The organism is Ralstonia sp. RL (assembly GCF_001683835.1).
In the GTDB taxonomy this organism is placed as follows: Bacteria; Pseudomonadota; Gammaproteobacteria; order Burkholderiales; family Burkholderiaceae; genus Ralstonia; species Ralstonia mannitolilytica.
Window position 1 is genome coordinate 16,229 of the sequence record NZ_LWRX01000094.1, and the last position, 18,988, is coordinate 35,216.

The following is an 18,988-nucleotide window of genomic DNA, read 5'->3' on the forward strand; positions in this document are numbered from 1 at the left end:
CGGCCGCAGTCGCTATCATGAGCACACCTTCCAGCGTCCCCCAGAAAGATGAGCGGCACCAAGATCCTGGTCGTCGATGACGACGTCGAACTGCGCGACCTGCTGCGCGAATACCTGACCCAGCAGGGCTTTGCCGTGTCGGTGCTGCATGACGGTGACGGCCTGGCCGCGCGCCTCGAGCGCGAGCGCCCGGCGCTGGTCGTACTTGATCTGATGATGCCCAAGGTCGATGGCCTCTCGGCCCTGCGCGATCTGCGGGCCCGCAACGACGATGTGCCCGTCATCCTGCTCACCGCCCGCAGCGACGAGATCGACCGCATCATCGGCCTGGAGATCGGCGCGGACGACTACCTCGGCAAGCCGTTCTCGCCGCGCGAGCTGCTGGCCCGCATCAACGCCGTGCTGCGGCGCCGCCACGCCGTGCCGGCTTCGGCGCCGGAAGATCGCGACAGCTTCAGCTTCGGGCCGTTCAAGCTCAACTTCCGCATGCGCACGCTGTTTCGCGGCGAGCGAGCGCTGTCCATCAGCGATACCGAGTTTGCGCTGCTCAAGCTGCTGATCACGCACCCCATGCAAGTGCTCACGCGCGAGCACATCGTCGAGCTGATGTACGGGCCGGGCAGCGGTGTGTCGGACCGCGGCATCGACGTGCAGATCTGGCGCCTGCGCCGGGTGCTCGACGAAGACGCCCAGCGCCCGCGCTATATCCAGACGGTGCGCGGGCGCGGCTATACCTTCGTGCCGGACGAGCGGGAAGAACGGGAAGGGGCCAATGAAGTACAAGGCTAGGTTCGACACGCTCTTCGGCCGCCTGGCCGTGTTGATCGTGGTTGTGCTGGTGCTCAGCCATTTCTCGTGGCTGGGCGTGCTGCGCGCGGAACGCCGCGAGCGGCAGTTCCAGGCGTCGGTCGATCAGATGGCCTTCCAGTTGCAGGCCTTCCAGGCGGTGGCGGACGGCCGCCTGCACGTAACCCTCCCCGACCTCGTGACCGAAACGACGGAAGCGCCCGCCGGCGAGGCGTTGTCCACGTCAGACAAGTCGGCCGAGCTCGCGCGGCAGCTCGCACGCCGCCTGCCGGCTGGCACGGAGCTGCGGCTGGAGGCGGCCGCCACCCCGCGCGTGTTCGTGCGCTTTCCGCAGCGCACCAAGTGGATCGCCATGCCGCTCGTGTGGGTGCATGCCCCGCCGACGATCTCCGCCGTGGTGCCGGGCGTGATGGTGGTGCTTGCCATTGCCATCGCATTCTCGCTGTTCGCCGCGTGGCAGATCCAGCGCCCCGTGCGTGCCCTGGCCGACGCGGCCGGCGCGCTGGCCCGGCGCCGCTACGTGCCCCCGCTCAAGGAGCGCGGGCCATACGAGCTGCGGCAGCTGACCGATCAGTTCAACCACATGGCCGCCGATCTGTCCGCCGCCGATGAAGAGCGCAACACCATGCTGGCCGGCATCGCGCACGACCTGAAGACGCCGTTGTCCCGCCTGCGGCTGCGCGCCGAGATGCTGGTCGACCAGAAGGCCGGCGCCGGCATCGAGCGCGACGTCGAATCGATGTCGGCCATCGTCGAGCAGTTCCTCGCCTACGCGCAAAGCGGTGACACCGAGGCGCGCGAGGTCTCGGTCGATCGCCATCTGCGGGGGCTCGTGCAGCCGTTTGCCGAGCAGGGCAAGCACGTTGCGCTGGACCTGCAGGCCGGAGAGCGCTTCCGGCTCAAGCCCACGCATCTGCAGCGCATCGTCGTCAACCTGCTCGACAACGCGTTCGCCTATGGCGCCGAGCCGGTCAACGTGCGCACCGCCCCCACCGAGGCCGGTTTTACGCTGACGGTGGAAGACCATGGTGCCGGCATTCCGGCCGCCGACGTGGAACGCGTCACGCGCCCGTTCGTTCGCCTGGACCCGGCGCGCGGCGGCAATGCTCATTGCGGTCTGGGCCTGGCAATCGTCGACCGGCTCGTGCGCCACCTCGGCGGGGAGCTCACGATCGGCCCGGTTGCGGCCGATGCGCCTTCACCCGGCTTCCGCGTGACCATGCGGTTTCCAGACGCGGCTGCGACTGCCTGACACATGGCTGGGCGATTTCCTAAGCTATCCTAAGGGCCGCTACCAAGACCCGCCTGGCGTCGTTGTGCCGCTGCCGTGCCAGCGTTGCCCGCGTGCCAGAGCCGCTTCACCGGGTTTTGTGAGCGGCTCTTGGCGCGACAAGCATGCTTGTCGCGTGTGTTCCACCAGAACTCATGGAGGAAAACGCATGGATTGTGCAGTCTGCCTCGTCAAGGATCCTCGTCAGGGCCGCAGGGCCGCCGCCATTGCCGCCTGTGTCTTGGCCGTGGGCCTGGCAGCCTGCTCGTCGCCGATGCCTCCGTGGCAGCCGCCGCGTACCGTCATCGAGCCGGCGCCCCCACCTGCACCACCTGCACCGGCCGCCACGCTGCCCCCGGCGCCGTCCGCGCAGCCGATCGCGCCGCCGCCGCCGTCACCTGCGTACCCGGCAGCACCCGAGAGCGCCGCACCGCCGCAAGCCGCGGTCGGCATGCCGAATCCGGCGTCGACGTACTGCCTGCAGCGCGGTGGTGAACTCGAGTTCTCCACCCGGGCCGGCGGGGCCGAGGTGGGCACCTGCGTGAGCCCGCGTGGGGACGAGTGCGAGCAGTGGGCATTCCTGCGGGGCAGCTGTACGTGGTAAGCCAAGTCATTGGCTGTCAGAGAAAGGGCCGCGGGATGCGGCCCTTCTGCCATGTGGCGACGCAATCAGCGTGGGCTGTGCCGGGCTTGGCGGCGATGCGGTCTGTGTGCTGCCATATGCACCACGGGTGCGAGCTTGGCAGTCCTGCGGACTGGCCGCCGGCGAGCTCAGCCAGTTTCGGGTACGCCGCCATGCACGCGCGCCGCGCGGCCCGTGACGCCAAATCGTCTCAACGCCGCGCTACCACGACCTTGTCTGCGGATTCCGCCACCAGGCGCATCGGTACGCCGGCTTCCTGCAGGTTTTGCCACGTGACGCGGCGCATGAAGGCGTAGGCGGGCGGGCCTTCCGTCCAGCGCCGGATCCACTCAGCGGTGGTGGCGACGACCTTGTCGGGCTCCAGGCCCGCGCCCATCTCGAGTTCGTCGAAGCCAGCCACCAGCGTCATCGGTCGGCCCAGGTAGTAGATGGCGGTCTGGTCCAGCCACTCCACCGAGTAGAACGGCGTTTCCGGCGGAATCGGGCCGGTGGCATTCAGCGTCTTCTCGATGACGTCGCGGGCGGATAGCGCATCGCGGAAGATCTCGCTGGCGTTGAGCACGCGGTCCCAGCAGAACAGCGCCGAGAGCGACAGCACGATCACCGCCAGCGTGCGCCGTTGCCAGCGCAGGGCCACCAGCGCGGCGACCGTGCCGGCGCCCAGCATTGCCAGCACCGTGCGCAACACGGGCATGGCCTGCGCCACCTGTTCCGGGGGCATCTTGGCACCGCCTTTGGCACCGATCACGGGCACCGCCAGCCACAGCCCGATGGCGATCAGCAGGTTCACGCCCAGTGCCCAGGCAAGGGTGCGCGTCGGCATCTTTTCCAGGGTCAGCGCCAGCACGATCGCCAGGGCGGGAAAGGCCGGCACGATATAGCCGGGCAGTTTCGAGCTGGACGCCGAGAAGAACAGGAAGATCATCGCAGCCCACGCCATCGACCAGCGCATCAGGTCAAACCGATGCGTGCCGACCAAGAGATCGGCCACGCGCCCGATGCGCCGGCCGGCGGCGGCAAACAGGAGCGGCGTCCAGGGCAGCAGGCCGGCTGCCCCCACGGCGACGAAGTACCACCACTTGCCGGTGCGATGATGCTCGTTGGTCAGAAAGCGCTGGAAATGCTCGTGGACGAAGAAGAAGTCGAAGAACTCCGGATTGCGCTGCTGCACGAGCACGAACCACGGCACCGTGGCGAGCAGATACAGCGCCAGGCCCGGCAGCCAGTGCATGCGGCGGATCAGCGCCCAGTCACGCGTCATCAGCAGATACGCGGCGCCGATGAGGCCCGGCAGCACCAGCCCGATCAGCCCCTTCGTGAGCGTGGCACCGGCCAGCGCGAGCCACACCACGAGCATCCACCCGAGTCTTGCGCGGCGCGATGCGTCTGGGCGCTGCGCCAGCGCAAACCCGCACGCCCCCACGGTCAGGAAGAAGCCCACGCCCATATCGAGCGTGATGACCTGCCCGAACAGCACGTACAGCAGTGACGAAGCGAGAATGGCCGCGCCCGTTGCCGCCGCGCGGCCGCCGCGGTACGCCGCCAGCGTCCAGGCCGTCATGACGATGCCGCCCAGGCCGAACAGGATCGGCCACAGCCGCGCTCCCCAGGCACTGACGCCGAAGGTCTCGAACGTGGCCGCGGTCGTCCAGTACTGCAGGGGCGGCTTCTCGAAATACTTGAGATCGTTCAGCCGCGGCGTGACCCAATCGCCGGAAACCACCATCTCGCGCGGGATCTCCGCATAGCGGCCTTCATCGGGCCGGAACAGCGTGGAGCGCTGGAAGAGGTCGTCCATCCATAGCGCAAGAAATGCCGCAATGAGCGCAACGATGATCAACGTCATCCACGGGGAACGGCGTCGGGAGAGGTCCATGCGGGATTCCATGCTGAGGGGTAGACTTCGCGGGCACGGTCGGAAAGGCTAGGATTTTAGTCGATGCCGCATGGCACATGGCTTGCATTGGCCTGGCGCCCCTCTACTTGACCCCACCGCAGACCATCGCATGAGCAAGGCCAAGCTCGATACCTACCTGAATGACCGCCTCGACTGGAATCTGCTGCGCACCTTTCTCGCCATTGCGCGCGAACGCAGCATCAGCCGCGCCGCCACGCGCCTGCACCTGACGCAGCCGGCGGTCAGCCAGGCGCTCAAGCGGCTCGAAGACCAGCTCGGCCTGCAGTTGATCGACCGCCAGGCCAACCCCATCGACGTCACGCGCGCGGGCGAGGAAGTGCGGCAGATCGCGGAAGAGGTCTACGGCACCATCTCGCGGCTGTCGCAGGCCACCGGCGAGGGCGGGCAAGGGATTGCCGGCATGGTGCGCGTGGCCATCGTCAGCGGGCTGGATTTCCCGGAATACGACGCCTTTCTCGGGCGCTTTCATCGCGACTACCCGCGCATCGAGCTCGAATGCCAGGAGATGCGCAGCGCCGATGTCGTGCGCAGCCTGGAGCTGCGTACCGCCACGCTGGGCCTGTCGCCCAAGCGCGCGCTACCCAGGAAGATCGCGCACAGGCTGTTCCTGCGCCAGCGCTACGCCTTGTTCTGCGGGCAGTACCACCCGCTGTTCGGCAAGCCGGATGTGCAGATCGCCGATCTGGCCGGCGAGAAGTTCGTCTCCTTCACCGGCGACAAGCTCGGCGATCCGCTGTCGATGCTCACGTTCTTTCGCGACGAAATGGGGCTGACCGGCCCGGTGGTCGGCTCGTCATCGAGCATGTGGGAAGTGCGGCGGCTGATCGTGGCGGGCTTCGGCATCGGCTGCCTGCCCGAGCACGTGGCGCAGGACGATGTGGAGCAGGGCCGGCTGCAGCGCCTGCCGCCCGAAGGCGGCGTGGCCGATGTCGACATGCACCTGCTATGGCTGGTCGAGCGCAAGTTCAGCGCGGCCGAAGCAGCGTTTCTGGAAGCGCTGCACCGCTTCATCGATGCGCGCTATCCCGAAACGGCCGGCCATCAGTAACCGCGCGAAACGTCGACCACGTTGGCAAGCGCCTCGCCCTTGAGCAGGCGCCGCACGTTCTGCGCGACCTGCAGGCCGATGGTGTCCGCACTGGCGACCGACGCCATGTGCGGCGTGACGATCAGGTTCGGTGCACGCCAGAGCGGGTCGTCCGCCGGCAGCGGCTCGCTGGGAAAGACGTCCACGATCGCGCCGCCGAGCTGGCCGCCGTGCAGCGCTTCGAGCAGGTCCGCGGCGACAAGGTGCTCGCCACGCCCGACGTGGATCAACTTGGCACCGCGCCTGAGCCGCGCGAAGGTGTTGCCGTTCAGCAGGCGGCGTGTGGCGTCGGTCAGCGGCAGCAGGCAGACCAGGATGTCGACGCCTTCGAGAAACATCGGCAGGCCAGCTTCACCGCAGTACACGCCGATGCCGGGCAGCTCACGCGATTGCCGCGCCCAGCCGCGCACGCTGAAGCCCAGGCGATGCAGTTCTGCGGCCACGTGCGCGCCGATCTCGCCCAGGCCCATCACGCCCACGGTGCAGGTCGACGGAGCCTGCTGCTCAGGCCGGTACCACGTGGCGCTGCGCTGGTTGGCGAGCACGCGGTCCAGCTGGCGATGGAAATGCAGCACGCCCCACGTGACGAACTCCGCCATGCCGCGCGCGTGCTGCGGGTCCACCACGCGACACAACGGCACGGCGGGCAGGGTCGGATCGGCGAGGATGTTGTCGACGCCGGCTGCGATGCTGTGCACAAGCCGCACGCGCGGCATGGCGGCGATTGCTCCTGGCGGCGGGTTCCAGCAGACCGCGACCTCCGCCTCTTGCGCACCCGGTTCGCCGTACCTGCGCACGTCCAGCTCGGGCGCTGCGCGCAGGATGGACGGCACCAGGTGCGACATGTCGTAGTCGCGGCTGACGAGGGCAAGCGTGGTCATGCGCTCAGCTCCGGTAGTCCGAGCGCGAGGTGTCGATCAGCCGCAGCGCAGCGAGCCATGCACGCCGCGCGATGACGGGCGATTCTTCGCGGTTGAACTGTGCTGCCGTGCGCTGCCGGATGTCCTCTGGAGGGAAGCGCAGCGGCGTGCCGCCGGCCAGCGCCTGGATCTGCGCCTGGCATGCGCGCTCCAGGAAGTAGATCTCGTGAAATGCGTCGGCCGCCGTTGCACCGCCCGCGAGCAGGCCGTGGTTGCGCAGGATCATCGCCTTGTGCGGACCGAAGTCGCGCACCAGGCGTTGGCGCTCGCCCAGGTCCAGCGCGATGCCTTCGTAATCGTGATACGCGAGCTTGCCGTAGAACTTCAGCGCATGCTGGCTGATCGGCAGCAGCCCATGCTCCTGTGCCGACACCGCGATGCCCGCCGCCGTATGCGTGTGCACCACGAAATGCAGATCGTCGCGCGCAGCATGAACCGCCGAATGGATCGTGAAGCCCGCCGCGTTGACGGCGTAGTGTTCAGGATTGGCGTCGGCCCGCGCGTCGACGACGTTGCCGTCCAGATCGATCTTGACGAGGTCGGATGCGCGCATCTCGCCGAACAGCACGCCGTAGCGGTTGATGAGGAACGTCGGACGGCCGTTTTCATCGGGCAGGCGCGCGGTGATGTGCGTGTCGATCATGTCAGTCATGCGGAAGTGATCGACCAGCCGATACAGCGCGGCAAGATCCGTGCGGATCTGCCATTCCTCTTCGGAAAACGCCGCCGGGCGGCGCGTGTGCAGCGAACCGTGTTGGGCTTCCATGGAAATGCGATTGGAGGTGGACATCAATTCGTGGCGAGCGCCGCGGCTTCTTCTGCGGGCTGCCTGCCGTCGCGATAACGGCCCAGGCCGATGATGCCGGCCAGCGAGATGGCGGAGAGCACCGTGAAGAACAGCGCGAGCGGCAGCCATTCGCCCTTGTAGCGCTCGGCGAGCATCGTGCCGATCAGCGGTGTCGTCCCGCCGGCGATCATGGTGCAGAGCTGGTACGCGATCGAGATGCCGGAGTAGCGCACGCGCGCCGGGAAGGCCGGCGTCATGAAGCCCGCAATCACGGCATACACGGCAGAAAGCGTGACGACTGCCAGCGTGATGCCCGCCACCATCGCCACCGCGTTCTGCGTACTCACCAGCAGGAACATCGGATACGGCGTGAACATCGAGACGAACGCGGCCCACGTGAGGAAGCGCGTGTCGCCGTAGCGCTGTGCCAGCAGCGCCGACACCGGCTGCGACAGCAACTGCAGGATCGTCACGATGAACAGGCAGTCGAGAATCAGCGCCTTCGACATGCCGAGATACGTGGTGACGTACGAAATCATGAACGTGTTGGTGAAGAAGAAGCCGGCCGAGCCGATCGTCGTGGCCATCGCCGCCAGCGCGATCGGGCGCCACGCCGTGCGCAGCACTTCGCCCACCGGGTTCTTCAGCACTTCGTTGTTCTTCTGCATGCGCTCGAACTCGGGCGATTCCTTGACGCCCATGCGGATCGCCACGCCCACGAGCAGCAGCACGAAGCTCGCGAGGAACGGCAGGCGCCAGCCCCACGTGACGAAGCTGTCGTGGTCGAGCGATGACACCAGCCGGAACGACAGCAGCGACAGGATCAACCCGGCCGGGCTGCCCATCTGCGGGAACGATGCGAAGAACACGCGCTTCGCTTTTGGCGCGTGCTCGCTCGCCATCAGCACCGCGCCGCCCCATTCGCCGCCCACCGCAATGCCCTGCAGCACGCGCAGCAGCACCAGCAGGATCGGCGCCCAGATGCCGATGGTCGCGTAGCCGGGCAGCAGGCCGATGCCCGTGGTGGCAATGCCCATCAGGAGCATCGTCACGAGCAGCATCTTCTTGCGGCCGATGCGATCTCCAAGGTGGCCGAACACGGCGCCGGAAAGCGGCCGCGCAATGAAGCCCACAAAGAACGTCGCAAACGACGCCATCGTGCTCAGGAAACGGTTGCTGCTCGGGAAGAACACCTCACCCAGGACGAGCGCGGCGGCGGTGGCATAGGTGTAGTAGTCGTAGAACTCGACCGCCGTGCCGATGAAGGCGGCCGTGGCCGCGCGCACGGGCTGGTGCGTGGCCGTGGCGGCCGTGGATGGCTGTGATGCTGACATGGGGCGTCCTCCTCTTTTGGGCGTGGCCCGCCGCCGCGCCGCCGATGTTCGTGCATCGGTCTGTGCCACGAGAGCGGGTTGTCGGTCGTCAGCCGACGCCGCCATTTATGCGCACCGATGCGGATGCCGGCAAATTCGCATTTTTGATTCCCCGTATTAGCCGGGCTTATGCATCGGAGTGGGGCGCGGGCGGGGATGTCTGCGCTACGGCGGCGCGGTCGGGCAGCACCACCGTGCGTTTCGCATCGGTGCGTTGGTGGGAATATTTGCCCCGCTTATAGCCCGGATAAACATTCGCAATTTGACGCGCATTTTGCGATTGCCAGATAAAGACGCCTGAATGCGCCGAGCCGGTCGGCGCGCATGCAGAGGAATGCAGACATGCTGAAGGTCAACGGGGCGCGGCTGTGGTCGAGCCTGATGGAAATGGCAGCGGTGGGCGGCACGCCCAAGGGCGGCGTGCGGCGCCTGGCGCTGACGGAAGACGATGCGGCGGGCCGCGCCCTGTTTGCACGCTGGTGCCAGGACGCCGGCATGACGCTCAGCACCGACCGCATCGGCAACCTCTTTGCGCGCCGGGCGGGCAAGCGCGCCGATGCTCGCCCGGTGGCAAGCGGCAGCCATCTCGACACGCAGCCCGAAGGCGGCCGCTTCGACGGCGTGTATGGCGTGCTGGCCGCGCTGGAAGTCGTGCGCACGCTCAACGATGCGGGCATCGAAACCGATAAGCCGATCGAGATCGCCGTGTGGACGAACGAGGAGGGCGCGCGCTTTACGCCGGCCATGCTGGGTTCCGCCGCGTTTGCGGGCGTGATGCCGCTGGAGCAGGCACTGGCCTCGCGCGATGTACAGGGCGTTTCCGTCGCCGAGGCGCTGGATGCGACAGGCTATGCAGGCGATCGCGCGGTCCCGGGCGAGCCGTTCGATGCGTATTTCGAGGCGCATATCGAGCAGGGCCCGATCCTGGAGGAGAACGGCGTGCCGATTGGCGTCGTCACGGGCGGGCAGGCCATCCGCTGGCTCGACGTGCGCGTGCAGGGCCAGGCCGCGCATGCCGGGACGACGCCGATGCGTTTTCGCCGCGACGCGATGTTTGCCGCTGCCGAGATGGCGTGTTCGCTCGAAGTCCTGGTCGACGCCTTTGCGCCGCACGGCCTCGTGACCATCGGCGAGATCGGCATCCGCAACGCCTCGCGCAACACCATCGCCGCCGACCTTGCCTTCGCGGTGGACTTGCGCCATCACGAGGACGCGCGCATCGCACAGATGGAAGCCGCGCTGCGCGAGCGCTTTGCCGAGATCGCCGCGCGCCGCGGCCTGGCAGTGCGGATCGACCAGCATTGGGTGAGCCCGGCCACGCCGTTCGATGCCGCGTGCGTCAAGGCCGTCGCCGATGCGGTGGAGCGGCTCGACTACCCGCATCAGCGCATCGTGAGCGGCGCGGGGCACGATGCCATTCACATCGCCAGGCATTGCCCGACGGCGATGATCTTCATCCCGTGCGTCAACGGCCTGAGCCACAACGAAGCCGAGGACGCCCTGCCCGAAGACGTCACGCGCGGCGCCGACGTGCTGTTGCACGCCATGCTGGCGCGGGCCGGATGACGCGTGCTGCGCTTTGTCCGACTCATCAGTAGGGTGGAGGTCCTGCACCTTGTTGCGGTAGGATGGCGCCTGCCGGCAATCCTGCCGGTTCAGTACGTCTTCAGGGCGGGGTGGAATTCCCCACCGGCGGTATGCGGGCAGAGTGTTTGCGCCCGTGAGCCCGCGAGCGCCCGGTATGCGCCTGCATATCGGGGTCAGCAGATCCGGTGAGATGCCGGGGCCGACGGTCAGAGTCCGGATGGAAGAAGATGTGCGGAACGACATGCTCCCGCCGACGGGGCGCGCTTCGGCTTTGCCGGGCGTTGCCGTTGCACGGGCGTGTTTGACTGCTTGCCCTGGAACGTCTTGTCGCCAATCTCAGCGAGGAGCGTTTCCATGTTGTCCACTCAGCAATCCCCCGTCATTCATCCGCCCGCATTGCCTGCCGGTCATGCGACCCTTGATGCCGTCGAAGCGCGCTTCGACCCGGCCGACATGCCGGCGCGCATGGCGGCCGCGCTCGACGCGGTGCGCCTGGGCGTACCGGTTGTCGTGCTCGACGATGCCGACCGCGAGAACGAGGCGGACCTCATCGTCGCCGCTGACAAGCTTACGCAGGCCAGCATGGCGATGCTGATCCGCGAATGCAGCGGCATCGTGTGCCTGTGCCTGACGGCCGAGAAGGCGGCCGCACTGGGCCTGCGGCCAATGGTGGAAGAGAACCGCAGCCAGTACGGCACGGCGTTCACGGTGTCGATCGAGGCGCGTACCGGCGTGAGCACCGGCGTGTCGGCGGCGGACCGCATCACGACCATCCGCGCGGCCATTGCGGCGGATGCCGATACGCAATCCGTTGTCAGCCCGGGGCACGTGTTCCCGCTGGTGGCAAAGGACGGTGGGGTGTTGACGCGGCGCGGTCATACCGAGGGCTCGGTCGACCTGGCACGCCTGGCCGGCTTGCAGCCGGCGGCCGTGCTATGTGAGTTGATGCTGCCCGACGGCACCATGGCGCGCCGTGATGACGCGGTGCGCTTCGCCGATCAGCACAACCTGCCGGTGCTGACCATCGAAGACATCGTCCAGTATCGGGAGCAGATGGAGCGCGCGGTCAGCTTCGTTTGACGCCAAAGCCGGCCGCGCGAGAGAGGTGACGTGATTACCGCTTGAGCGTGGCCGCTTCCCTGGCCAGCGCCGTGATGCCCGCCCAGTCGCCGGCAGCGACCTTGTCCTTGGGAACCATCCACGAGCCGCCCACGCACACCACGTTTGGCAATGCGAGATAGTCTGGCGCGCTTTGCGGCGTGATCCCGCCGGTCGGGCAGAAACGCACATCGCCAAACGGCCCGTAGATCGACTTGAGCATCGGGATGCCGCCGGCGGCTTCGGCCGGGAAGAACTTCAGCGTGGTCAGCCCGAACTCGAGCGCCAGGATCAGCTCGGACGGCGTGGCGATGCCGGGCAGCCAGTCGAGCTCGGCCTTCGCTTGCGCCACGGCCAGCATCGGCGTGACGCCAGGCGATACGGCAAACACGGCGCCGGCGTCCTTGGCCTGCTGAAAGTGCTCGGGCCGCGTGAGCGTGCCGGCCCCGATGATGGCATCGCTGCCCAGGTCCTTGGCCACCGCCGCAATGGTGTCGAGGGCCACCGGCGTGCGCATGGTGATCTCGAACGTGCGGATGCCGCCCTCGTACAGCGCGCGGCACACCTTGACGCCTTCATCGACGGATTGGAACTGCAGCACCGGGATCACCGGGCCGGCCTTGACGACGGAATCGATACCCACAACGTTCTCCTAGATCAACACATCAACAGAACAGACTCAGATCACGGTCGACAGCGCCAGCGTCAGCAGCAGCGCGACGATCGAGATGATCGTTTCCAGCACCGTCCACGTCTTGAAGGTCTGCGGCACGGTCAGGTTGAAGTACTCCTTCACCAGCCAGAAGCCGCCATCGTTGACGTGCGACAGGATCAGCGAACCGGCGCCGGTGGCCAGCACCATCAGCTCTGGCCGCACGGCGGCGCCCGAAGCTGCGGCGATCGGGGCGACGATGCCGCAGGCGGTCGTCATGGCGACCGTGGCCGAACCCGTGGCGATGCGGATCATCACCGCCACCACCCAGCCCAGCAGCAGCGGCGACAGGTTCGCACCCATGGCCACGCCGACGATCGCCTTCGACACACCCGAGTCGCGCAGGATCTGGCCGAAGCCGCCGCCTGCGCCCACCACCAGCGTGATCGTGGCGATGGGAGCCAGACACTCGTTGGTGAACTTGAGGATGGTGTCGCGGTTGAAGCCGCGCGCCTTGCCGAACGTGTAGAAGCTCACCAGCGCGGCAATGAGCAGCGCCATGACGGAGTTGCCGGCCAGCTTCAGGATGTCGTTGGCCAGCGTCTTGGGCGTGGTGAAGAGATCGGCCCAGCTGCCGATCAGCATCAGCACCACCGGCAGCAGGATCGTGAACAGCGTGATGCCGAAACCCGGCAGCTCGCGCGTCTGATCGGCTTCAACGAATTGCGCGGCGAGGGGGTTGTCCTCCACCGGCTTCACGTAGCGCGACACCAGCATCGCCCATACCGGACCGGCCAGGATGGCAGTCGGCAGGCCGACGATGAGCGCGTACAGGATGGTCTTGCCGATGTCTGCCTGATATGCCGTCACGGCCAGCAGCGCTGCCGGATGCGGCGGGATCAGACCGTGCACCACCGACAGGCCCGCCACCATCGGCAGGCCCACCATCAGGATCGGCGTGCCCGTGCGCTTGGCCACGTTGAAGGCGATCGGGATCAGCAGCACGAAGCCGACTTCGAAGAACACCGGCAAACCGATGATGAACGCCACCACCATCATCGCCCAGTGCGCGTTCTTCTCGCCAAACGCCTGGATGAGCGTCTTGGCGATGCGCTCGGCGCCACCGGACTCGGCCATCATCTTGCCGAGCATCGTGCCGAGGCCCACCACCAGGGCAATGTGGCCGAGCGTGTTGCCCACGCCGGTTTCAAACGCCTTGACGATGTTGCCCATCGGCATGCCGACCACCACGCCCAGCACAAGCGAGACGACGATCAGCGTGACGAACGGGTTCAGTTTCTGGACGGCGATCAGGTAAATGAGCGCCACCACCGCCAGTGCGGCGGTCAGCAACAGCGAGTTGCCTTGCATCATGACCATCGGGTTTCCTCCTCAGGGGATTTCACGGCTCTTGTTGTGAGGCGCCCCGTTGTGCAGGGCGCCCGTTTTGAAGGTTCGCTTCTTCTGTCAGGGCTTCTTGTAGGCCACGCAGTCGACCTCGACCTTGCAGTCGATCACCATGCTCGACACCACGCACGAGCGGGCCGGCGGGTTGGCGCCAAAGTACTCCTTGAACACCTTGTTGAACGACTGGAAGTCGCGCGGATCATCCAGCCACACGCCGCAGCGCACGACGTGCTCGGGGCCGTAGCCGGCCTCGGCCAGGATGGCCAGCAGGTTCTTGAGGGTCTGGTGCGATTGCTCGACGATGCCGTTGCCGACCACTTCGCCGTTCACCATGGGCGTCTGGCCCGAGACGAAGAGCCAGCCATCCGCGCCGGCCGCACGGGCAAAGGGCAGGTGCTGGCCACCGGTGCCGGTGCCGCCTTCAACGCCAATTCGCGTAATCGTCATGGTTCCTTCCTTCTTTCAAACAAAACTTGGATGCAGTGTCAGTGGGCTTCCGTGGCGGGCGCGGCGTGCGCACGCAGCGCGCGCCTGAGGAAGCGTCCGGCGCGGCGCGGCTGCACGGCGCCTTCGCGATACGACAGATGGCCGTTGACCCACACCGCCACAATGCCCGCCGCGGGCTGCTGCGGGTCGGTAAAGGTGGCGACGTCGCGCACCGTGTCCGGGTCGAACAGGACGAGGTCGGCCCAGTAGCCTTCGCGCACCAGGCCGCGTTCGGCCAGGCCGAAGCGCTCGGCGGACTGGCCCGTCATCTTGCGCACGGCTGCCGCCAGCGACAGCAGCTTGCGCTCACGGCTGTAGTAGCCGAGCACGCGCGGGAAGGCGCCCCACAGGCGCGGATGCGGTTTCGGATCGTTCGGCAGGCCGTCGGAGCCGATGACGGTGGCCGGGTGCGTGATGATGCGGTCGAGATCCTGCGCCGACATGTTGTGATAGACCGCGCCGGCCGGCTGCAGGCGGCGCGCGGCCTCCATCAGGTCGGTGCCCCATGCCGCGGCGATGTCCTTGAGCGTCTGCCCGGCCATGCCCGGATGCGGCTCCGACCACGTGATGAAGATGTCGAATTCGTCGGTCACCTGCTTCAGGTCGAGCGTGGACGAGCTCGCGGTGTACGGATAGCAGTCGCAGCCGACCGGCTGGTAGCGCTGCGCGCTTTCGATCGAGGTCAGCACCTCGCCGGCGCGGCCCCAGTTGGCAGCGCCTGCGCATTTCAGGTGCGAGATCACGATGGGCACACGCGCATGCTTGCCGACGCGGTAGGCCTCGTCCATCGCGTCGAGGATCGCCGCAAACTCCGTGCGCAGATGCGTGGTGTAGATGGCGCCGGCCTGGGCGAGCGGCTCGGCCAGGCCCATCACTTCTTCGGTGGTCGATGCGAAGGCGTTGGCGTAGGCCAGTCCCGTGGAAAGCCCGAGCGCGCCGTTGTCGAGCGCCTCGCGCAGCTGCGCGCGCATGCCTGCCACCTCATCGGCGGTGGCGGGCCGGTCGAGGCGGTCCAGGTGGTTGTTGCGCAGCGCCGTATGGCCAACGAGCGCGGCCACGTTCACCGCCGGCTGCGCGCGTTCCACGGCTTCCACGTACGACGCAAAGGTCGGATACGCGAACGCGCTGGCCGGCCCGAGCAGGTTCATCGGGTCAGGCGGATCGCCCTTGAGCGTGGCCGGCGACGCGCTGATGCCGCAGTTGCCGACGATGACCGTGGTAATGCCCTGCGACACCTTGGGCAGCATGTCGGGCGTGCGGATGACGTTGGTGTCGTCGTGCGTGTGCACGTCGATGAAGCCGGGAGCGAGCACGCGGCCGTCGCCGGCGATTTCCTTGTCGCCCAGCCAGGCGGTGGAGTCCGAAGTGGCGATGGCGGCGATGCGCCCATCGGTGATGGCCACGTCGAACAGCGTGGCCTCGGGCTCGTGGCCGCTGCCGTCCACGATGCGGACCTGGCGGATGACGGTGTCGTACTGCTCCATGTCAATCTCCAAGCGGCTGGCGGTTGCCGCCGCCGCGATGCGCATCGAGCACGTACTTGATGCGCCGTAAGAGCTCCTTGCTGCGATCGGCCTGCTGCAGCGCGACTTCGGTGGCCAGCAGGTCGATCATCATCATCATGGCGTAGCGCGATGACGACGGCTTGAAGATGAAATCGGTTTCCATGGCCTGGATCGGCAGCAAGACATCGGCCAGCGCGGCCAGTGGCGAACCGATGGCGGTGATGGCCACGACCTTTGCGCCGTACTCGCGCGAGATGTTCACGCTGTCGATCACCTCGGGCACATGGCCCGTCACCGAGAACACGACCACAACGTCTTCGGGGCTCAGCGTGGCCGCGACCATCCGCTGCAGCATCGAATCATGATAGGTGGTGACGGGCCGCCCCAGGCGCGCGAGGCGGTAGCGCATCTCGTCGGCCATGGTGGTCGAGCCGCCGCCCATGCCGAACACCGCGATCATGCGGGCCGCGGCCAGCGCCTCGGCGGCGGCGCGGAACGCCTCGGGGCGTACCAGCGCGCGGTTCGCTTCCAGTACGTTCGAAATGTCCGCCAGGATGCCGTCGGCGCTGGAGGGTGGGCGATCGGCGCCGCCATCCAGAAACCGCTGGCCGACTGCCGCCGCCTGGGCTAGCTTGAGCTTGAGTTCCCGCACGTCGCGGCAGCCCATCGCCTTGGCAAATCGGGTGACGCTGGCCTCACTCACGCCGGCCCGTTCGGCTAGCGTCTGGATGCTGCCGGCCGCCGCTTCGGCAATGTCGCTCAGGACGGTCTGCGCGACCTTCCGCTCGGCGGGACGCAACTCGGCGGCACGCTGGGAGAGGCGGGTGACGATGTCCATGGGTTCGCGCATTCGGGGCTCCCGGGTCCGTCCGGATAGCGGCAGTCGACTAGGTTTGGTACTTTGTAACAGGCTGGCCCGGAGGATAATTTCCCCGCTATCATTGTGTCAACCCGATGTTTACCCCCACAGGAACGCGAGTCGATTCCCATGAGTGATACAAAGTACCAAGGAGATGCCACCCCCGTCGTCGATCCGCTGGACAAAGGTCTGGGTGCGCTGGACGCCGCTTGTGCGCCGGAGCAGATTGCTGCGCAAGGCTGGAATGTCCTCAAGGAAGATCTGAGTCTGCCGGCGGCGGTGCTTTCGCAATCGCGCATCGAGCACAACCTGGCGTGGATGCAGCGCTTCGTGAACGAGTACGGCGCCAAGCTCGCGCCGCATGGCAAGACGACCATGGCGCCACGCCTGTTCCAGCGTCAGCTCGCCGGCGGTGCGTGGGGCATTACGCTGGCGACCGCGCATCAGACGCGCGCGGCCTACGCGCACGGTGTGCGCCGCGTGCTGATGGCCAACCAGCTGGTGGGCAAGCGCAACATGGCCATCCTCGCGGAACTGCTGGCCGATCCGTCGTTCGAGTTCTTCTGCCTCGTCGATGCGGCGGACCAGGTCGAGCAGCTTGCCACGTTCTTCGGCAAGGCCGGGCGGCCGATCCAGGTGCTGATCGAGCTCGGCGTGCAAGGCGGCCGCACGGGCGTGCGCGACGATGCGCAGCTGCAATCCGTGCTCGACGCGCTCACGCGCGCCAATGGCGGCGTCAAGCTGGCCGGCGTGGAAGTGTATGAGGGCGTGATCAAGGAGGAAGCCGATATCCGCGCCTTCCTGCAACGCGCCGTCAAGACGCTCGGCGACCTGGCCCGCGCGGGCCGCCTGCAACGCACGCCTGCCGTGCTGACCGGCGCGGGCTCGGCGTGGTACGACGTGGTGGCCGAGGAGTTTGCCAAGGCGGACATCGGGCAGCCCCTGGATGTGGTGCTGCGTCCGGGCTGCTACCTCACGCACGACGTGGGCATCTACAAGGCCGCGCAGGCGCGCATCGACGCCAACAACCCCATCGCGCACCAGATGCGCTCGAGCCTGCTGCCCGCGCTGCAACTGTGGGCCTATGTGCAATCGGTGCCCGAACCTGGGCGCGCCATCATCGCGATGGGCAAGCGCGACGCCGCATTCGACGCCGGTCTGCCGCTGCCGGTGCTGCATTACCGCCCGGGGCGTGATGACACCTCGCTGGCGCCCTCCGCCACGCCCGCGCACTGGGAAGTCACCGGCATGATGGACCAGCACGCCTACCTGAAGATCGCCGCTGGCGACGACATCAAGGTCGGCGACATGATCGCCTTCGACATCTCGCACCCGTGCCTGACGTTCGACAAGTGGCGCCAGATCTCCGTGGTGGACGATGCGTACAACGTCGTCGACGTGGTGCAGACGTATTTCTGAGTCGGACGCGGCGATGACAGACATCCTCGCTTACGGCGAAGCGCTGATCGAGTTCAACCAGGCGGACCCCGGCAGCACGTCGTGGACGTTCGGCTTTGGCGGCGATACGTCCAACTTCTGCATTGCGGCGGCACGGCAGGGCGCGCGCACGGGCTACATCAGCGCGGTCGGTGCCGACCGCTTTGGCCAGGCGCTGCGCGCGCTGTGGCAGGACGAAGGCGTCGATCACACCTACGTGCACACCGATGCGCAGGCGCCCACCGGCCTGTACTTCGTTTCGCACGACGCGCGTGGTCACCATTTCGACTACCTGCGTGCAGGCTCGGCCGCGAGCCGCTTCCAGACCGCGCAACTGCCGCTGCAGGCGATTGCGGCGGCCAAGGCGTTTCACCTGTCGGGCATCAGCCTGGCGATCAGCGATACCGCGTGCGACGCGGGTTTGGCAGCGATGGCGCATGCGCGGGCGGCGGGTGTGCTGGTGTCGTTTGACACCAATCTGCGCTTGCGTCTGTGGCCGCTCGCGCGTGCCCGCGCCGTGATGCAGGAAGCGATGCGCACGTGCGATCTGTGCCTGCCGAGTTGGGACGATGTAACCGTGCTGCTCGACTGCCATGACCGTGACGGCATTGTCGATACGCTGCTCGGCTGGGGTGTGAAGCTGGTGGCGCTGAAGATGGGCGCGGAAGGCTGCTACGTGGCCACACCGGAGTCCCGTACGCTGGTGCCGCGTCATACCGTCAATGCCGTCGATGCGACCGGGGCGGGGGACTGTTTTGGTGGTGCGTTTGTGGCGCGGATTGTGGCCGGGGATCCGCCTGCAGAGGCGGCGCGGTATGCCAATGTGGCGGCTGCGATTTCTACGACGGGGTATAGCGCTGTGGCGCCGATTCCGAGGGCGGATGTTGTGCGGGCGGTGTTGGCCTCGGCTCAGCCGGCTTGAATGGGCGTTGTGGGTGGGCTTTTGTGTTTCATCCCGTGCCGGGGCTGACTCACTTTCTTTGTCTTGCCAAAGAAAGTAAGCAAAGAAAGGCGCGGCCGAGATGGCGACTTCCCCTTGGATTTGTGTCACGGGGAGGGGAAGGAGCCAAACTCGCTGCGCTCAAACAGGGCTCCTTCCTTTTTCCTCCCCGCGACAAAAATCCAAGGCGCCATCTAGGGCAGGGTACGGCC

Annotated in this window: 17 protein-coding genes and 1 riboswitch; of the genes, 8 read left to right on the forward strand and 9 right to left on the reverse strand. The window is 67.2% G+C overall.

The window, feature by feature from the left end; translation table 11 throughout:
• The first annotated feature begins 48 nt into the window (after nucleotides 1-48).
• The 3 genes from A6M56_RS08905 (at nucleotide 49) to A6M56_RS08915 (ending at nucleotide 2,681) form a co-directional block, all read left to right on the forward strand.
• Nucleotides 49-789 (forward strand): response regulator, encoded by a 741-nt coding sequence (locus tag A6M56_RS08905; RefSeq protein WP_045219847.1) that lies wholly within the window; start codon nucleotides 49-51, stop codon nucleotides 787-789.
• A complete protein-coding gene (locus tag A6M56_RS08910; RefSeq protein ID WP_045219849.1) occupies nucleotides 773-2,059 on the forward strand; it encodes an ATP-binding protein in 1,287 nt (428 codons plus the stop codon). The genes A6M56_RS08905 and A6M56_RS08910 overlap by 17 nt, the downstream gene beginning before the upstream one ends.
• A 187-nt stretch (nucleotides 2,060-2,246) precedes the next feature.
• A complete protein-coding gene (locus A6M56_RS08915; RefSeq protein ID WP_102078985.1) occupies nucleotides 2,247-2,681 on the forward strand; it encodes a putative hemolysin in 435 nt (144 codons plus the stop codon).
• A 229-nt stretch (nucleotides 2,682-2,910) separates the two neighbouring features.
• Here A6M56_RS08915 and A6M56_RS08920 read toward each other — a convergent pair whose 3' ends face one another.
• Nucleotides 2,911-4,566, reverse strand: coding sequence for an ArnT family glycosyltransferase (locus tag A6M56_RS08920; RefSeq protein WP_062738987.1), 1,656 nt, complete (start codon nucleotides 4,564-4,566; stop codon nucleotides 2,911-2,913).
• A gap of 160 nt (nucleotides 4,567-4,726) precedes the next feature.
• Between A6M56_RS08920 and A6M56_RS08925 the strand changes: the two genes are divergently transcribed.
• On the forward strand, nucleotides 4,727-5,686 hold the full coding sequence (locus tag A6M56_RS08925) for a LysR family transcriptional regulator (RefSeq protein WP_045219856.1): 960 nt from the start codon (nucleotides 4,727-4,729) through the stop codon (nucleotides 5,684-5,686).
• On the opposite strand, the gene A6M56_RS08930 is transcribed toward A6M56_RS08925, so the two are convergent.
• The 3 genes from A6M56_RS08930 to A6M56_RS08940 are packed head-to-tail and all read right to left on the reverse strand — an operon-like array spanning nucleotide 5,680 to nucleotide 8,718.
• Entirely contained in the window at nucleotides 5,680-6,606 is a 927-nt protein-coding gene (locus A6M56_RS08930; RefSeq protein ID WP_045219859.1) for a 2-hydroxyacid dehydrogenase, read from the reverse strand. The genes A6M56_RS08925 and A6M56_RS08930 overlap by 7 nt on opposite strands.
• Before the next feature lie 4 nt (nucleotides 6,607-6,610).
• Nucleotides 6,611-7,411, reverse strand: coding sequence for a class II aldolase/adducin family protein (locus A6M56_RS08935; RefSeq protein WP_102079437.1), 801 nt, complete (start codon nucleotides 7,409-7,411; stop codon nucleotides 6,611-6,613).
• Between the two features lie 23 nt (nucleotides 7,412-7,434).
• The gene (locus A6M56_RS08940; protein ID WP_373271728.1) at nucleotides 7,435-8,718 is read right to left on the reverse strand and encodes an MFS transporter; all 1,284 of its coding nucleotides are present in this window, start codon (nucleotides 8,716-8,718) and stop codon (nucleotides 7,435-7,437) included.
• 429 nt (nucleotides 8,719-9,147) lie between these two features.
• Here A6M56_RS08940 and A6M56_RS08945 point away from each other — a divergent pair, with 429 nt between their 5' ends.
• The gene (locus tag A6M56_RS08945; RefSeq protein ID WP_238587586.1) at nucleotides 9,148-10,371 is read left to right on the forward strand and encodes a Zn-dependent hydrolase; all 1,224 of its coding nucleotides are present in this window, start codon (nucleotides 9,148-9,150) and stop codon (nucleotides 10,369-10,371) included.
• Between the two features lie 92 nt (nucleotides 10,372-10,463).
• Nucleotides 10,464-10,625, forward strand: a riboswitch (FMN riboswitch).
• A gap of 121 nt (nucleotides 10,626-10,746) precedes the next feature.
• Nucleotides 10,747-11,472 carry a 3,4-dihydroxy-2-butanone-4-phosphate synthase gene (ribB, locus tag A6M56_RS08950; protein ID WP_045219865.1) on the forward strand — a complete coding sequence of 242 codons (726 nt, stop codon included), beginning with the start codon at nucleotides 10,747-10,749 and terminating at the stop codon, nucleotides 11,470-11,472.
• A 34-nt stretch (nucleotides 11,473-11,506) separates the two neighbouring features.
• Here the strand turns inward: ribB and A6M56_RS08955 are convergent, their stop codons facing one another.
• The 5 genes from A6M56_RS08955 to A6M56_RS08975 all read right to left on the reverse strand — a co-directional run bounded on the left by A6M56_RS08955 (nucleotide 11,507) and on the right by A6M56_RS08975 (nucleotide 16,390).
• Nucleotides 11,507-12,133, reverse strand: a complete 627-nt coding sequence (locus tag A6M56_RS08955) for a bifunctional 4-hydroxy-2-oxoglutarate aldolase/2-dehydro-3-deoxy-phosphogluconate aldolase (RefSeq protein WP_045219867.1) — start codon at nucleotides 12,131-12,133, stop codon at nucleotides 11,507-11,509.
• Nucleotides 12,134-12,169: 36 nt separating this feature from the next.
• The gene (locus A6M56_RS08960) at nucleotides 12,170-13,522 is read right to left on the reverse strand and encodes a GntT/GntP/DsdX family permease (RefSeq protein ID WP_045219869.1); all 1,353 of its coding nucleotides are present in this window, start codon (nucleotides 13,520-13,522) and stop codon (nucleotides 12,170-12,172) included.
• An 87-nt stretch (nucleotides 13,523-13,609) separates the two neighbouring features.
• Complete coding sequence (locus tag A6M56_RS08965) at nucleotides 13,610-13,996, reverse strand: RidA family protein (protein WP_045219871.1); 387 nt, start codon at nucleotides 13,994-13,996, stop codon at nucleotides 13,610-13,612.
• Nucleotides 13,997-14,034: 38 nt separating this feature from the next.
• Entirely contained in the window at nucleotides 14,035-15,519 is a 1,485-nt protein-coding gene (locus tag A6M56_RS08970; protein ID WP_102079436.1) for a D-aminoacylase, read from the reverse strand.
• Between the two features lies 1 nt (nucleotide 15,520).
• Nucleotides 15,521-16,390, reverse strand: coding sequence for a MurR/RpiR family transcriptional regulator (locus A6M56_RS08975; protein ID WP_045219873.1), 870 nt, complete (start codon nucleotides 16,388-16,390; stop codon nucleotides 15,521-15,523).
• Nucleotides 16,391-16,528: 138 nt separating this feature from the next.
• Here A6M56_RS08975 and A6M56_RS08980 point away from each other — a divergent pair, with 138 nt between their 5' ends.
• Both A6M56_RS08980 and A6M56_RS08985 read left to right on the forward strand, forming a co-directional pair.
• Entirely contained in the window at nucleotides 16,529-17,818 is a 1,290-nt protein-coding gene (locus A6M56_RS08980) for an amino acid deaminase (protein WP_102078983.1), read from the forward strand.
• Nucleotides 17,819-17,831: 13 nt separating this feature from the next.
• Nucleotides 17,832-18,758, forward strand: coding sequence for a sugar kinase (locus tag A6M56_RS08985; protein WP_102078982.1), 927 nt, complete (start codon nucleotides 17,832-17,834; stop codon nucleotides 18,756-18,758).
• The last annotated feature ends 230 nt before the right edge of the window (nucleotides 18,759-18,988 follow it).

Coding starts and splice junctions, on each gene's coding strand:
- A6M56_RS08925 (WP_045219856.1), top strand. CDS start 4,727: ATGAGCAAGGCCAAGCTCGATACCTACCTGAATGACCGCCTCGACTGG.
- A6M56_RS08985 (WP_102078982.1), top strand. CDS start 17,832: ATGACAGACATCCTCGCTTACGGCGAAGCGCTGATCGAGTTCAACCAG.
- A6M56_RS08935 (WP_102079437.1), bottom strand. CDS start 7,411: ATGGAAGCCCAACACGGTTCGCTGCACACGCGCCGCCCGGCGGCGTTT.
- A6M56_RS08945 (WP_238587586.1), top strand. CDS start 9,148: ATGCTGAAGGTCAACGGGGCGCGGCTGTGGTCGAGCCTGATGGAAATG.
- A6M56_RS08980 (WP_102078983.1), top strand. CDS start 16,529: ATGAGTGATACAAAGTACCAAGGAGATGCCACCCCCGTCGTCGATCCG.
- A6M56_RS08965 (WP_045219871.1), bottom strand. CDS start 13,996: ATGACGATTACGCGAATTGGCGTTGAAGGCGGCACCGGCACCGGTGGC.
- A6M56_RS08920 (WP_062738987.1), bottom strand. CDS start 4,566: ATGACGTTGATCATCGTTGCGCTCATTGCGGCATTTCTTGCGCTATGG.
- A6M56_RS08930 (WP_045219859.1), bottom strand. CDS start 6,606: ATGACCACGCTTGCCCTCGTCAGCCGCGACTACGACATGTCGCACCTG.
- A6M56_RS08910 (WP_045219849.1), top strand. CDS start 773: ATGAAGTACAAGGCTAGGTTCGACACGCTCTTCGGCCGCCTGGCCGTG.
- A6M56_RS08975 (WP_045219873.1), bottom strand. CDS start 16,390: ATGCGCGAACCCATGGACATCGTCACCCGCCTCTCCCAGCGTGCCGCC.
- A6M56_RS08905 (WP_045219847.1), top strand. CDS start 49: ATGAGCGGCACCAAGATCCTGGTCGTCGATGACGACGTCGAACTGCGC.
- A6M56_RS08970 (WP_102079436.1), bottom strand. CDS start 15,519: ATGGAGCAGTACGACACCGTCATCCGCCAGGTCCGCATCGTGGACGGC.
- A6M56_RS08915 (WP_102078985.1), top strand. CDS start 2,247: ATGGATTGTGCAGTCTGCCTCGTCAAGGATCCTCGTCAGGGCCGCAGG.
- ribB (WP_045219865.1), top strand. CDS start 10,747: ATGTTGTCCACTCAGCAATCCCCCGTCATTCATCCGCCCGCATTGCCT.
- A6M56_RS08960 (WP_045219869.1), bottom strand. CDS start 13,522: ATGGTCATGATGCAAGGCAACTCGCTGTTGCTGACCGCCGCACTGGCG.